At 42.7% G+C, this 13238-nt stretch carries 10 protein-coding genes; 9 read left to right on the top strand and 1 reads right to left on the bottom strand.

Translation table 11 applies throughout. The features are described from left to right. Positions 1-41: 41 nt before the first annotated feature. Positions 42-1244, top strand: a complete 1203-nt coding sequence (locus EGX73_RS03435; RefSeq protein ID WP_003128138.1) for a M20 family metallopeptidase — start codon at positions 42-44, stop codon at positions 1242-1244. A gap of 71 nt (positions 1245-1315) precedes the next feature. Here the strand turns inward: EGX73_RS03435 and def are convergent, their stop codons facing one another. After that, positions 1316-1879 (bottom strand): peptide deformylase, encoded by a 564-nt coding sequence (gene def / locus EGX73_RS03430; RefSeq protein WP_003128139.1) that lies wholly within the window; start codon positions 1877-1879, stop codon positions 1316-1318. Positions 1880-2120: 241 nt separating this feature from the next. On the opposite strand from def, the gene EGX73_RS03425 reads away from it, so the two are divergent. The 8 genes from EGX73_RS03425 to EGX73_RS03390 all read left to right on the top strand — a co-directional run bounded on the left by EGX73_RS03425 (position 2121) and on the right by EGX73_RS03390 (position 13224). Further along, positions 2121-3194, top strand: coding sequence for a DUF871 domain-containing protein (locus EGX73_RS03425; RefSeq protein WP_021150573.1), 1074 nt, complete (start codon positions 2121-2123; stop codon positions 3192-3194). Beyond that, positions 3181-4083 carry an N-acetylmuramic acid 6-phosphate etherase gene (murQ, locus tag EGX73_RS03420; RefSeq protein ID WP_005470111.1) on the top strand — a complete coding sequence of 301 codons (903 nt, stop codon included), beginning with the start codon at positions 3181-3183 and terminating at the stop codon, positions 4081-4083. The genes EGX73_RS03425 and murQ overlap by 14 nt, the downstream gene beginning before the upstream one ends. 13 nt (positions 4084-4096) lie before the next feature. Then, positions 4097-6064 (top strand): glucose PTS transporter subunit IIA, encoded by a 1968-nt coding sequence (locus EGX73_RS03415; protein ID WP_021150572.1) that lies wholly within the window; start codon positions 4097-4099, stop codon positions 6062-6064. Positions 6065-6354: 290 nt separating this feature from the next. Next, positions 6355-7335 (top strand): LPXTG cell wall anchor domain-containing protein, encoded by a 981-nt coding sequence (locus EGX73_RS03410; protein ID WP_041119883.1) that lies wholly within the window; start codon positions 6355-6357, stop codon positions 7333-7335. 279 nt (positions 7336-7614) lie between these two features. Then, on the top strand, positions 7615-8304 hold the full coding sequence (locus EGX73_RS03405; RefSeq protein ID WP_003128144.1) for a TetR/AcrR family transcriptional regulator: 690 nt from the start codon (positions 7615-7617) through the stop codon (positions 8302-8304). Beyond that, a complete protein-coding gene (locus EGX73_RS03400; RefSeq protein ID WP_003128145.1) occupies positions 8288-10015 on the top strand; it encodes an ABC transporter ATP-binding protein in 1728 nt (575 codons plus the stop codon). Before EGX73_RS03405 ends, EGX73_RS03400 begins: the two co-directional genes overlap by 17 nt. Beyond that, positions 10012-11892 (top strand): ABC transporter ATP-binding protein, encoded by a 1881-nt coding sequence (locus tag EGX73_RS03395; protein ID WP_123866735.1) that lies wholly within the window; start codon positions 10012-10014, stop codon positions 11890-11892. The genes EGX73_RS03400 and EGX73_RS03395 overlap by 4 nt, the downstream gene beginning before the upstream one ends. Before the next feature lie 183 nt (positions 11893-12075). Next, a complete protein-coding gene (locus EGX73_RS03390; RefSeq protein WP_003128147.1) occupies positions 12076-13224 on the top strand; it encodes an acetylornithine transaminase in 1149 nt (382 codons plus the stop codon). Positions 13225-13238 lie beyond the last annotated feature (14 nt).

Here is a 13238-nt window from a genome sequence, read left to right as displayed (position 1 = left end):
ATTCATACTTATTTATCCATATTAAAGGGAGAGAAAATCATATGACAACAACTGTAAAAACTTCTATTAAAGAATTTATCGCACAACGCTTACCGGAATACCAAGAACTAGCTTTGGATATTCATGATCATCCAGAAGTCAGCAACTATGAATTTTATTCTGCAGATGCGCTGATTGCCCAATTAGAAAAAGAAGGATTCACCGTGGAAAAAGAAGTGGCTGGTCATCGTACAGGGTTCGATGCCCGTTATCAAAGCGGCAAACCTGGACCAACATTAGCTTTTTTGGCAGAATATGATGCGCTGCCCGGCATCGGTCATGCCTGTGGGCACAATCTCTTTGGAACTTATTCTGTATTGGCTGCTAGTGCGTTGCAACCTTATGTAGATGAACTAGGAGGAGAAATCCGCGTTTATGGTACTCCTGGTGAAGAGGGGGGCGAAAATGGCTCAGCAAAGGGCAGTTTTGTGCGTGAAGGATTTTTTGAGGATGTCGATGCTGCATTGTGCGTGCATCCAGCTTATCGCTATGGCAAAACCACCGCATCTTTGGCTAATGATCCTGTCGATATCAAATTTTATGGTCGGGCATCCCATGCGGCAGCGGCACCAGAGAAAGGCATTAATGCGTTAGAGGCATTGATCCAAGTTTTTAATGGGATCAATGGGTTGCGTCTTCATTTGCCGAAAGATGTCAACATTCATGGCGTGATCACTGATGGTGGTGTGGCAGCGAATGTTGTTCCAGAATATGCAGCTGGACGTTTTTATTTACGAGCAGCCAATCGGGCGACACTAGATGAAGTCTATGAGAAAGTGGAGAATATCGTTAAAGGAGCAGCTTTAGCAACAGGAACGACTTATGAATTTGGACTCTTCCAGAATTCAGTCGACGATGTGATCGTAACACCAAGTTTTGATGAACTATTCTTTGCCCATACTCAGGAAGTTGGCGTTCCCCAAGCAGAGATCGATGTGGAAACAAAAGCAAGTTTAGGCTCTTCAGATGTAGGAAACGTCAGCCAAGTGATCCCCACGATCCAGCCAACTGTCTCAATTTCGGATGAATACATTGCTGGTCACTCCGAGGAATTTAAAGCGGCTGCTCGTAGTACCAAAGGACTGAACTCGATTGCGATCGCAGCGGAATTACTCGCATTGACTGCATTAGATCTTTATCAAAAGCCAGAATTGTTGTCTCAAATCAAAGCGGACCATCAAGCCAGCTTGGCAAAGGGAAATTAATCCTAATGAATGACGACTAAAGTAAACAAGAGCGCATTCCCACTTGGGAGTGCGCTCTTGTTTGCTAATCGTTAATCGATCACTAAAATTCCTTCTTTTAATGAGAAAGGATTTTTTTCATTGATGTGATCATAGAACATGACACCATTCAAATGGTCGATTTCATGTTGCACGACGATAGCTGCATAGTTCTTCAAACGAACTTTTTGCTTCTTGCCTTGCATGTCATAATAGCTGATCGTGATTCGGGCGTGACGTACGACATAGCCTGGTACTTCCCGGTCTACAGACAGACAGCCTTCGCCTTCACCTAAACATGCCTCTTGTACGGAGTGGCTTAAGATTTTAGGATTGTACAACACATCTTTAAATTCAGGTTCTGGATTTTCAGGATCGCTACTAGGAACTAAAACAGCAGTGATTCTTTTAGAAATATCTAGTTGAGGTGCTGCTAAACCGACTCCGCCTCGTAAATTCAATTCTTCGGCTTTCACTGGGTCTTGGCTATTTTCTAGAAACTCCATCATGTCTTTCCCTAATTGAATGTCCGCTTCACTTAATGGAAAGGGGACTTCTTTTGCTACTTCCCGCAAAGTTGGGTTGCCTTCGCGAATAATATCATCCATTGTAATCATTGATGATGTGATTCCTCCTACTATGTAAAAATTACGCGCTCGTTGACTCCTTATAAAGTGTACCACAACTAATGGCCGAACCGCATTAGAAAGTTTAAGGGACAACTTTTTCTTAAAAAATACACCGTTATGAAATTATATTTCTTTTTATAATTATATATTACGAAATATAGTTGCAAAAACAAACAGGCCGTTGTATAATCATTTTGTAGAAAACGGTACCAGCAAGGAGGAATCAACAATGTTTGGGTTTTCAGTATTTATGAATGCCGATTTGACTACCACAGACATCGATGCCATCGAAGAAATGGCGCTTCAAGGTTTTTCTGGGATTTTTACATCCATGCATATACCAGAAGATGATGCCGCCAGTTATCGCCAACGATTGACAACACTTGGTGAAATAGCAAAAAAGAATCGGTTGTCATTAATGGTAGATATTTCAGGAGAGGCATTGGCTAAAGCAGGATTTTCCTATAAAGAGTTAAATGAACTGACGGATCGGGGAGTCACTGGGCTGCGAATGGATTACGCGATCGACAATCAGACCATTGCTCAATTATCTCGTAAAATAACTATTAGTTTAAATGCGAGTACATTGACTGAAAAAGATATTAACGAGTTGAACACCTATCAGGCAGATTTTTCTAATCTAGAGGCGTGGCACAATTACTATCCGCGTCCGGAGACGGGATTAGACAAAGAATGGTTTCAGGCCAAAAATCAGTGGTTGAAACAACAAGGTTTTCTTGTACAGGCCTTTGTTGCTGGGGATGCGAATAAAAGAGGTCCTCTTTACCAAGGATTGCCGACACTGGAAGCGCATCGCAGCATGAGCCCCTTCGCAGCAGCACTGGAGTTGTTGAGGGATTGTGCCGTTGATGCTGTCTACATTGGTGATGGTATCGTGACCCCTGCTTCTTTGAAGCAATTCAGTTCTTATCTAGCCGATCAGACCGTCCTTCTTCGCACAAAGGATATTGGTTCTGCCTATTATCAACATATTTTAGGAGAGCATGAGAGCCGGCAAGATGAGGCAAGAGATGTGATTCGCAGTGCAAATGCCCGATTTGCTGAAGTCCCATTGATTTCCCCAGAAACTGCTCAAAAACGGGTTGTCGGAGCTGTGACTATCGATAATCAAGATTACTTGCGCTATATGGGGGAAATCCAAATTTGTAAGCGAATCCTGCCCGCAGATGACAAAGTCAATGTCGCTGCGCAAGTGATTGAAGAAGATCTCCCCTTGCTCCAACAAATCAAAGCAGGAATGCGATTCAAAATAGAAAGAGATGAGAGAAATGACAATGATTAATTTAGAAAACTTAACGACTGAAAGACGAAATCAAGCAACATTTGGCTTGGATGAAATGACTGTGGCAGAGGCTTGTCAGAAAATGAATGCCGAAGACCAGAAAGTTGCTCAATCCGTTGAAAAGGAATTGCCAAGCATTGAAAAAGTAATTCAGCAAACGATTCAATCTTTCAAAAAAGGGGGACGATTGATCTATCTCGGTGCTGGTACCAGCGGACGACTAGGAGTTTTAGATGCCGCTGAATGTGTCCCTACTTTTGGGGTCTCACCGGATATGGTGATCGGTTTGATTGCTGGCGGTGAAGAAGCAATGACTGTAGCGGTTGAGGGGGCAGAAGATTCTGTTGAATTAGGGCGTCAAGACTTGATTGACCTGAAGCTGACGGAAAATGATATGGTCATTGGGATCGCAGCCAGCGGCCGCACACCTTATGTCATTGGAGCACTAGACTATGCAAATGAAATCGGGGCTACCACAGGAACGATCGCCTGCAACAAACAAGCAGAAATTTCAAAACATGCCAGCTTCCCGATCGAAGTGGATTGCGGACCAGAATTTCTGACAGGTTCTACCCGATTGAAATCAGGGACTGCTCAAAAATTGATTTTGAACATGATTTCCACGATTTCGATGGTAGGCATCGGAAAAGTGTACAATAATTTAATGGTCGATGTTAAACCAACGAACGACAAACTCGTTGAACGGGCCAAGAGAATCATCATGCAAGCCACCGAAGCAGATTATGAAACGGCGGCAGACTACTTTGAAAAAGCCGATCAAAATGTGAAGTTAGCGATCGTTATGCTGCTTACCAATAGTGAAAAAGAAGAAGCTGCTGCAAAGCTGGTACAATCAGAAGGGTTCGTTAAAGGAACGTTAGAAGGATAGGAGGAAAAAATCAATGGCAAAAGAAGAACTGACAGTTACACAACTAGCAGAAAAAATATTTCAAGAATCAGGCGGTATCGAGAATGTTGCCTCTGTCACTCATTGTATGACTCGAGTACGGATGACGGTTCGAGATCACAACAAGGTCAGCAAGCAAGGGTTACAAAACATTCCCGGAGTCTTAGGAGTAGTGGATGATGAACAACTGCAAGTGATCATCGGTCCTGGAAAAGTCAATAAAGTAGCAAATGCCATGGCGGCACAAGCGGGTGTTGATCTAGGGCAAGAAATTCCTGTGGCAGCTACCAGTGGAAAAGAGGCTGTGAATGCGAAAGCAGCAGAAATGAAAGCTGCTCAAAAAGCGAAACAAAAACAATCACCAATCAAGTCATTATTGAAAGATATTTCGAATATTTTTGTCCCAATGATCCCAGCGTTTGTCGGTGCTGGTCTCGTTGCTGGTATTGCTTCTGTTATGACGAACTTGATCACTGCAGGAAAAATCGATGGCGACACGTGGAATTATTATGTCATGATTTTAAATATCTTAAAAAACGGGATGTTTTCTTATTTAGTGATCTTCACAGGTGTCAATGCAGCTCAAGTATTTAAAGCGAACCCAACGCTAGGTGGTGTCATTGGGTCGGTCGTCTTATTGACTGGAATGAATCCAGAAGCCCCAATCACCAACCTCTTTACAGGAGATCCTCTGGCAGCTGGACAAGGAGGGATCATCGGTGTGATCTTTGCAGTCTGGTTGCTGGCTAAACTGGAAACTGTTTTGCACCGAGTGATTCCTGAAGCCATTGATATCATCGTTACCCCAACTTTGTGTTTGTTAGCGATCGGTTTGGCAGAGATCTTTTTGATCATGCCATTAGCTGGGTTTATTTCAGACAGTTTGGTTGGCTCAATCAATTGGGTATTAAATGTCGGCGGCGCATTCTCAGGTTTTGTTCTCGGAGCAACCTTCTTGCCAATGGTCATGTTTGGTCTACATCAAATCTTGACACCGATCCACATTCAAATGATCGAAGCAACTGGCAGCACACAGTTATTGCCAATCTTAGCAATGGCTGGCGCTGGTCAAGTAGGGGCGGCATTAGCCCTGTGGATTCGTCTGCGAAAAGATAAAGAACTTTCTGAAATGATCAAAGGCGCTTTGCCAGTAGGGATTTTAGGTATTGGAGAACCATTGATCTACGGTGTAACACTGCCATTAGGCCGACCATTTATTACGGCATGTATCGGAGGCGGAATCGGTGGGGCGGTTATCGGCGCATTGTCGAATATCGGCGCTACCGCCATTGGACCTTCTGGAGTAGCTTTGATTCCGTTGATTGCGAACGGTCATTGGTTAGGCTATGTCTTTGGTTTATTAGCAGGATATGCAGGTGGCTTTGTGGCTACTTACTTCTTTGGGATTCCTAAAGACCGTTTAGCTGCTGTCAATGCTGTTGATGAAGAAGTACCGGCGGCTACTTCAACGACGGCTACAACACCAGCAACGTCTGCAGCACCTGAAACCATTGAACTATATGCAGTTGCTGAAGGAACCGTTCATGCGATTACAGAGTCAAAGGATCCTGTTTTTTCTCAAAAAATGATGGGTGACGGATATTATGTAGCTCCTGCAAATGGAAAAATCTATGCACCAGCTGCAGGAACTGTAACAACGATCTTCCCAACCAAACATGCCATTGGAATCACGACACCAAATGGACTTGAGATTCTGCTGCATATGGGTGTCGATACCGTTGAGCTACAAGGCAAGCCTTTCAATATCCTCGTCCAAGAAGGGCAACAAGTGACTGCCGCTACACAAGTTGCTGAAGTTGATCTGGCAGAATTGGCAGCTAGCAATAAAGCAACTGATATGCTTGTGGTACTCACCAATATGGAACAAGTTATCTCAGAAACCATGACTGCTAAAGGAACAGTCACAAGTGCTAGTCCTGTGATGACTGTACAAGTCAAATAGTTAAAAAACAGCTAGATTCGAATGGTACAATTTTTTCTATCCATGTGTCATTCGGTGATTAAGAACGCTTCGTCCCGTACTGCTGAATGATGATCTCGTTAATGCTTCTGTTAATGTGAATCATCTGAAGTGGTTCGGGATTTTTTGTTAGGGAAGAAGCGGAGTGCATCGGAAGACATTGAATATCTTTTAAATTTCTTAAGGAAGTGCCTTTTTACATTGCGAATAATTTACTATTGTGTTACATTCGTGTTACAAAGAAATCCTGAGAATCCTGAGGAGGTAAAGGAATGAAAAAGAGTATCTGGTTCATGAGCTGTCTATTATTTTTACCAATTACTGCCATTGCAGAGGAAACAACGGAATCATCAGAAACGATTCAATCTACGCAATCAACTGAAGAAATCATTTCGACAGAAGCGACGGTTTCGAATACTGAAATGGAATCAACCGCTGACACTGCACAAAGTAGTGAATCCGTGACGACACAGCCCGAGGATGTGGTAGAAGCCATTGTCGCTCAAACAGGCGTTCAAGCAAGTCCTGAGTCAGAAACCATTACAGAACAAAGTGATTTGCGCTCTGCTTTTACTAGAGGCATCACTGATGGAAGTGTGACAGCTTTCACGCAAGATGAGTTGGATCAATTGACCGATCAGCAATTAAAAGATGCAGAGACATTAGCATTACGATATAGCCAAGATGTGATGGGAATGGATATCGGCTATTTTGCTCGGATCGTTCGCGCTCTTTTTATCGATCATCTCTTATCTTGGGAGAAGATTGAACCGCAGCTAGCCTTTGATCCAAGCAGCTACTCTTCTTTTGCAGCGTTGATTCCAGAACTGGATCGCTTAAAAACATATCTGCAAGTTGTTTACCCAACAAATGGTGTTTATATTTCCCCGGAACAGCCAATTTCAGATGAATGGTTGACATCGATTTTGTCACACTTAGATGAAGAAGTAGCTGCCAGTGGTTCAGAAACATTGTTTCCAGGTCGGATTGGCTGGATCATTTACGCTGTGAATCAAGGTCATTATCTCCCAGCAGCTTCTGAAGTAACGGGGAATACCGAATCTTCTGATACGTCTGCTGCCAACACTTCGTCGGAACAAACAACAACTAGCAAAACAGAAGTAGCTAGTGCTACTTCGGACAGTCGAGCATTGCCAAAAACGGGAGAGACCGTCAATTGGTTTTTGCCAGTCGTTGGAGTCGTTTTGTTAGTCGGAGTAGGCTGTGTCCTGTGGGTTAGAAAGAAAAAATAGATGTTATTTAAAATCGAAAAACGGCTGTTGTGCAGTGGCTTCCTTTCTTAAGGAATAGCCGCTGCTTTTTTTGTTTTCAGAAAAAGACAATGAATCTATTTTCAATGAAATGAAATCACTAAGCGAATTTCCTTTTTATAAAGAAAATGACTTTCATAAAATATTCAAACTTTTTTACTTGCATTCTCTCATGAGGGGTGTATAATGACACAGTGTCATATGACAACCTGTCATAATAATTGTTGTCATTTATCATTTGAACTGAAAGGAGAGATGACGATGCCAACGGATACGTTTTTCCATTTGCCATTAGATAAGCAAAAACGCATTTTAAGCGCTGCTAAGAAAGAATTTTCTCGGGTCCCATTGAAGGATGCTTCGATTGCCAATATCATCAAAGACGCAGAAATCCCTCGGGGAAGTTTTTATCAGTATTTTGAAAATAAGGAAGACTTATACTACTACTATTTTCATACGTTGAAAAAAAACAGTCAGCGGGATTTGATTCGTTCCATTCAACACGAAAAGGGCGATCTGTTTGCTGGCTTTGAATGGTATTTTTCTCGGATGATCGAAGAAGTGTTAGAAGGAAAAAATGCAAAATTTTATCGCAATCTCTTCATGAGTATGGATTATCGTTCTTTGCGAAAAGTGATGCCGGATATCCACAAAAAACCACTCTACGGCTCTCACAAAGAGCATCAAGAAGCGAGACAGAAGTGGGAAGAAGAATTTTTTGCTGAGATCGACAAAGACTTATTACGGGTCAAGGATGATCATGAATTGAAAATGCTCGTCCAACTGTTGATGCACACCGTTTTTTCTACGATTGCTGAAGCATACCGAGAGTTAGCAGAAAATCATGCCTATGATCCTTCGCTAGCAACGACTGATTTCAATAACAAAATCAGCTGGCTAAGAGATGGCGCACAAAAAGAAAGAGGGGAAAAGAATGACAAAGTTGATTAAACGAGTTTCACTCGTTTCGGCACTGATGGCCGTTGCCTTTATGGTTGTACAAGTAATAGCAGATCTCTATTTACCGACATTAACGTCGAATATCATTAATAATGGCGTTGCAACTGGAGACATTGATTATATCTGGCGTACCGGCTTTTTAATGATCGGTTTTTCACTGATCAGTATTCTGGCTGCATTAGGCAATACATTCTTTGCTACTAGAGAATCACAAAAATTGGGGCAAAAATTACGGACAGATATTTATGAAAAAGTAGAAAATTTCTCCGCACGTTCTTTTGATAAATTCGGAACTGCCTCTTTGATCACTCGTACGACTAATGACGTCAACCAAATTCAAATGGTGGCACAAATGTTCTTGCGGATGATGATCAATGCACCAATCACTTTGATCGGAGCAAGCTTCTTGGCCTATCAAAAAGACGCTCAGTTAACCAAAATCTTTTTAGTCGTTATTCCAATTATGATCGTTTTGGTTGGTGGAATCATGTATTTTGCTGTGCCACTTTTCAAAAGCATGCAGAAAAAAACTGACCGTCTGAATTTGGTCTTCCGTGAAGGATTGACTGGAGTGCGGGTCATTCGAGCTTTCGATAAGACCGGGTATGAAGCCAATCGCTTTGATGAAGCCAATAAAGACTATACCCACACGGCCATCAAAGTAAATACTATCGTGGCACTTATGATGCCTTTGATGACATTGATTATGAGTGGGACCAATATTGCCATCACTTGGTTTGGTGGACATTATATTGCTGAAATGACATTAGAAGTTGGGAATCTGATTGCATTCATGACGTATGCCATGCAAATCTTGATCAGTTTTATGATGCTGTCAATGATCTTTGTGATGGTCCCAAGAGCACAAGCCTCTGCAGATCGGATCAATGAAGTATTAGACGAAGAAGAAGAGATCGTTGATGATAAAGCACCTAAGATGATTCAATTAAAAGGTGATCAAGCCACACTTGCTTTTGATCACGTCAACTATCGTTACCACGGTGCAGAAAAATTAGCACTGCAAGACATTGATTTTCAAGCAAAATCGGGTGATTTTGTGGCAATCATTGGTGGTACGGGTTCTGGGAAGACGACATTGGTCAATTTGCTGCCTCGGCTCTATGATATCGAATCAGGAGCGATCCGCATCAATGGAGTGAATATCGCTGAAGTAACACAGCATAATTTGCGGGACTCAGTTGGTTTCGTCCCACAAAAAGCGGTTTTATTTACTGGTACGATTCGAGAAAACATGAAATACGGTAGACCAGATGCGACAGATGAAGAAATCTGGAAAGCACTGGAAATCGCACAAGCCAAAGAGTTTGTTTCAGAATTGAGCGAAGGCTTAGACAGTCATGTAGAACAAGGCGGCGGAAATTTCTCCGGCGGCCAACGTCAACGGTTAGCGATCGCTCGGGCATTAGTGAAACAAGCCGATGTGTATGTGTTTGATGATTCTTTCTCAGCGCTGGACTTTAAGACAGATGCACAGCTGCGAGCGGCATTGAAAAAAGACATGAAGAACAGCATTATGGTTGTAGTCGCACAACGGGTAAGTACAGTAATGGATGCAGACACGATCCTTGTCCTTGACGAAGGTCAATTGGTGGGTAAAGGAACCCATGAAGAATTGATGGCCTCAAACCAAACGTATCAAGAAATCGTATCATCTCAATTGAGAGAGGAGGATGTGGCATGAGTGAACGGAAAAACCAAGCACCTCGCGGCGGTGGACCGATGGGTGGCGGTCCAGGGCGCAACATTGGAGCGAAAGGACCAAAAGCAAAAAATTTCTGGGGAACGGTAAAACGACTTTTCGGTTATATGTCGAAACGTTCTATCGCAATCATTTCGGTATTTGTTTTAGCGATTGCCGCCGTAATCTTCCAGATTCAAACACCAAAGATCTTAGGGGAAGCAACAACCGAAATCTTTAAAGGTGTTATGATTGGTGCAGAGCAAATGAAAGCTGGAAAAACTGTCACCGAATTTCCGATCGATTTTGATAAAGTAGGACAAATCATTATGATCGCTATCGGTATGTATGTTATTTCTGCTATTTTCAATTTCTTGCAACAATTCATCATGACCCGTGTATCACAACGGACCGTCTATGAACTGCGTCGTGATTTAGAAGAAAAAATGAATCGCTTGCCGATTTCTTACTATGATACCCATTCAAACGGAGATATCATGTCACGGGCAATCAATGATATGGATAATATCGCCAGCACCCTCCAACAAAACTTGACCCAATTTATTACCAGTATTGTTACTTTAGTCGGAGTGTTGTGGATGATGCTAACGATTAGCTGGCAGTTGACATTGGTTGCATTAGCAACGGTGCCGCTAAGCTTGATCGTCGTAATGATCGTCGCACCAAAATCACAAAAATTCTTTGCTGCGCAACAAAAGAGCTTGGGATTACTGAATAATCAGGTTGAAGAAACCTATGGCGGCCATACCGTTGTCAAAACCTTTAACCATGAAGCGGCTGATCAAAAAGTATTTGAAGAAGAAAACGATCATCTGTATAGTGCTGGTTGGAAAGCACAATTCATTTCCGCAATCATTATGCCATTGATGAACTTCATCAAGAACTTGGGCTATGTCTTTGTCGCAGTTCTGGGTGGGATCAAAGTAGCGAATGGGAACATGACTTTGGGGGATGTGCAAGCATTCTTGCAATACACGAACCAATTCTCACAACCGATCACTCAAATTGCTAGTTTATTGAATACGATCCAATCAACTGTTGCATCAGCAGAACGGGTCTTTGAGGTCTTGGATGAAGAAGAAATGTCAGATGAACCTTCTGGATTACCCGTGGAAGAAAGCGACTATAAAGTTCGTTTTGACCATGTTCAATTCGGTTATACACCAGACAACTTATTGATGACCGATTTTAATCTAGACGTCAAAGCTGGGGAAATGGTAGCTATCGTTGGACCTACCGGTGCCGGTAAAACGACATTGATTAATCTGTTGGAACGATTCTATGATGTTTCCGGCGGTAGTATTCGCTACGACGGTCGGGACACAAGAGATCTGACCCGTGATGAGCTTCGTAGCAACATATCAATGGTTCTACAAGATACATGGCTATTTACAGGATCAATCTATGACAATATCCATTACGGCAATGACAAAGCGACGAAAGAACAAGTAATCGAAGCCGCTAAAGCTGCTCACGTGGATGACTTTGTTCGCAAGCTGCCGGACGGATATGATACGGTCCTCAATGAAGAAGCTAGCAATATCTCTCAAGGACAACGACAATTGATTACGATCGCGCGCGCCTTCTTAGCTGATCCAGATGTGTTGATCTTGGATGAAGCAACATCTAGTGTGGATACTCGGACCGAGATTCTCATCCAAAAAGCCATGAACAAATTGTTGGAAAATCGGACAAGTTTTGTCGTTGCTCACCGCTTATCTACCATTCGGGATGCCGACAATATTATTGTGATGAATCATGGTTCGATTGTCGAAACCGGAAACCATGACACATTGATGGCTAAGAATGGTTTTTATGCGGACTTGTATAACAGCCAATTTTCAGAAGATGCGGCCTGATACAAGAAGACAACGATTTTATTCAATCGATTTTTGTGAATATAAACAAGAATGAAGAGAAGCGTTAAGCTTCTCTTTTTTTTTGTTGGAATGAATATTTTCGTTATAAAATAAATAAATATTGCAATTTATTCGCTAAAAATGTATATTAATACATAAATATTCATAGGAGGTCGTTGATGGATGAGTCAGTTGTTTCCCAATTATACACGTTTGCCATTAGAGATTGCTGCAGGAAAGGGCAGCTATGTAACAGATACTCAAGGTCGGAGATATTTAGATTTTACAAGCGGTATTGGGGTCGCCAACCTTGGCTATGGGCAGCCTGAAATCCAGCAGGCAATGCTGCAGCAAGCGGACAAATTATGGCATGCGCCCAACCTCTACACCAATTCGTTACAAGAGACAGTCGCGCAAAAACTAACAAAAGGTCCATATCTTGCCTATTTTTGCAATAGTGGGGCTGAAGCAAATGAAGCAGCCTTAAAACTAGCTCGAAAAGCAACGGGTCGGACAAAGATTTTAACTTTTGAGGGCTCGTTTCACGGACGAACATTTGGTGCCATGACAGCAACGGCTCAAGAAAGCATCCATCAGGATTTTGGTCCGCTCGTACCAGATTTTGAGTATTTGCCCTTCAATGAATTTTCCCCGCTGCAAGCAGCGTTGGATGAGGAAACAGCTGCGGTGATGATGGAACTGGTCCAAGGAGAAGGCGGCGTGATCCCAGCTGAAAAAGAATGGGTCCAAAAGGTGGCCGCGTTATGTCAAGAAGCAGGTGCACTGCTGATCATAGACGAAATTCAAACAGGAATGGGACGCACGGGGAGTTTTTATGCTTTTGAGCAATATGGGATCGAACCTGATATTTTTACATTAGCAAAAGGGTTGGGCAATGGGCTGCCGGTTGGTGCCATGCTAGGAAAAACTGATTTACAGCAGGGGTTTGGCCCTGGAAGTCACGGTTCAACTTTTGGTGGTAATTTGTTAGCGATGGCTGCAGCAAATGCCGTATGTACGGTCCTAACCGATTCCCCTGTGTTAGTAAATGTTGCTGCCAGACATCAGCAGCTTATGGCAGGCTTAACGGATCTGGCACAGATCGTGGCTATTCGAGGGCAGGGCCTAATGATTGGCTTAGAGTTGAAGGATAGCACTGCTCTCCAACAGGCGATGACAGAATTGCGTCAAGCAGGGTTACTGGTGTTGAAAGCTGGAACGAATGTCCTGCGTCTGCTGCCAGCATTGACCATAACGGAAGCAGAAATGGCTGAAGGACTCGCTGTTCTACGTCATGTTTTAGGAACGAAAGAAGAAACCACTGAAAGGTGAGAATGAAGAAAGAA

This window comes from Enterococcus sp. FDAARGOS_553, from assembly GCF_003812305.1.
Classification (GTDB): domain Bacteria; phylum Bacillota; class Bacilli; order Lactobacillales; family Enterococcaceae; genus Enterococcus_D; species Enterococcus_D gallinarum.
The sequence above is the reverse complement of the archived record's forward strand: the minus strand, read 5'-3'. Positions and strand labels throughout refer to the sequence as shown.

Excerpts from the sequence above, each read along its gene's own strand:
- EGX73_RS03435 (WP_003128138.1), top strand. The coding sequence starts at position 42 with ATGACAACAACTGTAAAAACTTCTATTAAAGAATTTATCGCACAACGC.
- def (WP_003128139.1), bottom strand. The coding sequence starts at position 1,879 with ATGATTACAATGGATGATATTATTCGCGAAGGCAACCCAACTTTGCGG.
- EGX73_RS03425 (WP_021150573.1), top strand. The coding sequence starts at position 2,121 with ATGTTTGGGTTTTCAGTATTTATGAATGCCGATTTGACTACCACAGAC.
- murQ (WP_005470111.1), top strand. The coding sequence starts at position 3,181 with ATGACAATGATTAATTTAGAAAACTTAACGACTGAAAGACGAAATCAA.
- EGX73_RS03415 (WP_021150572.1), top strand. The coding sequence starts at position 4,097 with ATGGCAAAAGAAGAACTGACAGTTACACAACTAGCAGAAAAAATATTT.
- EGX73_RS03410 (WP_041119883.1), top strand. The coding sequence starts at position 6,355 with ATGAAAAAGAGTATCTGGTTCATGAGCTGTCTATTATTTTTACCAATT.
- EGX73_RS03405 (WP_003128144.1), top strand. The coding sequence starts at position 7,615 with ATGCCAACGGATACGTTTTTCCATTTGCCATTAGATAAGCAAAAACGC.
- EGX73_RS03400 (WP_003128145.1), top strand. The coding sequence starts at position 8,288 with ATGACAAAGTTGATTAAACGAGTTTCACTCGTTTCGGCACTGATGGCC.
- EGX73_RS03395 (WP_123866735.1), top strand. The coding sequence starts at position 10,012 with ATGAGTGAACGGAAAAACCAAGCACCTCGCGGCGGTGGACCGATGGGT.
- EGX73_RS03390 (WP_003128147.1), top strand. The coding sequence starts at position 12,076 with ATGAGTCAGTTGTTTCCCAATTATACACGTTTGCCATTAGAGATTGCT.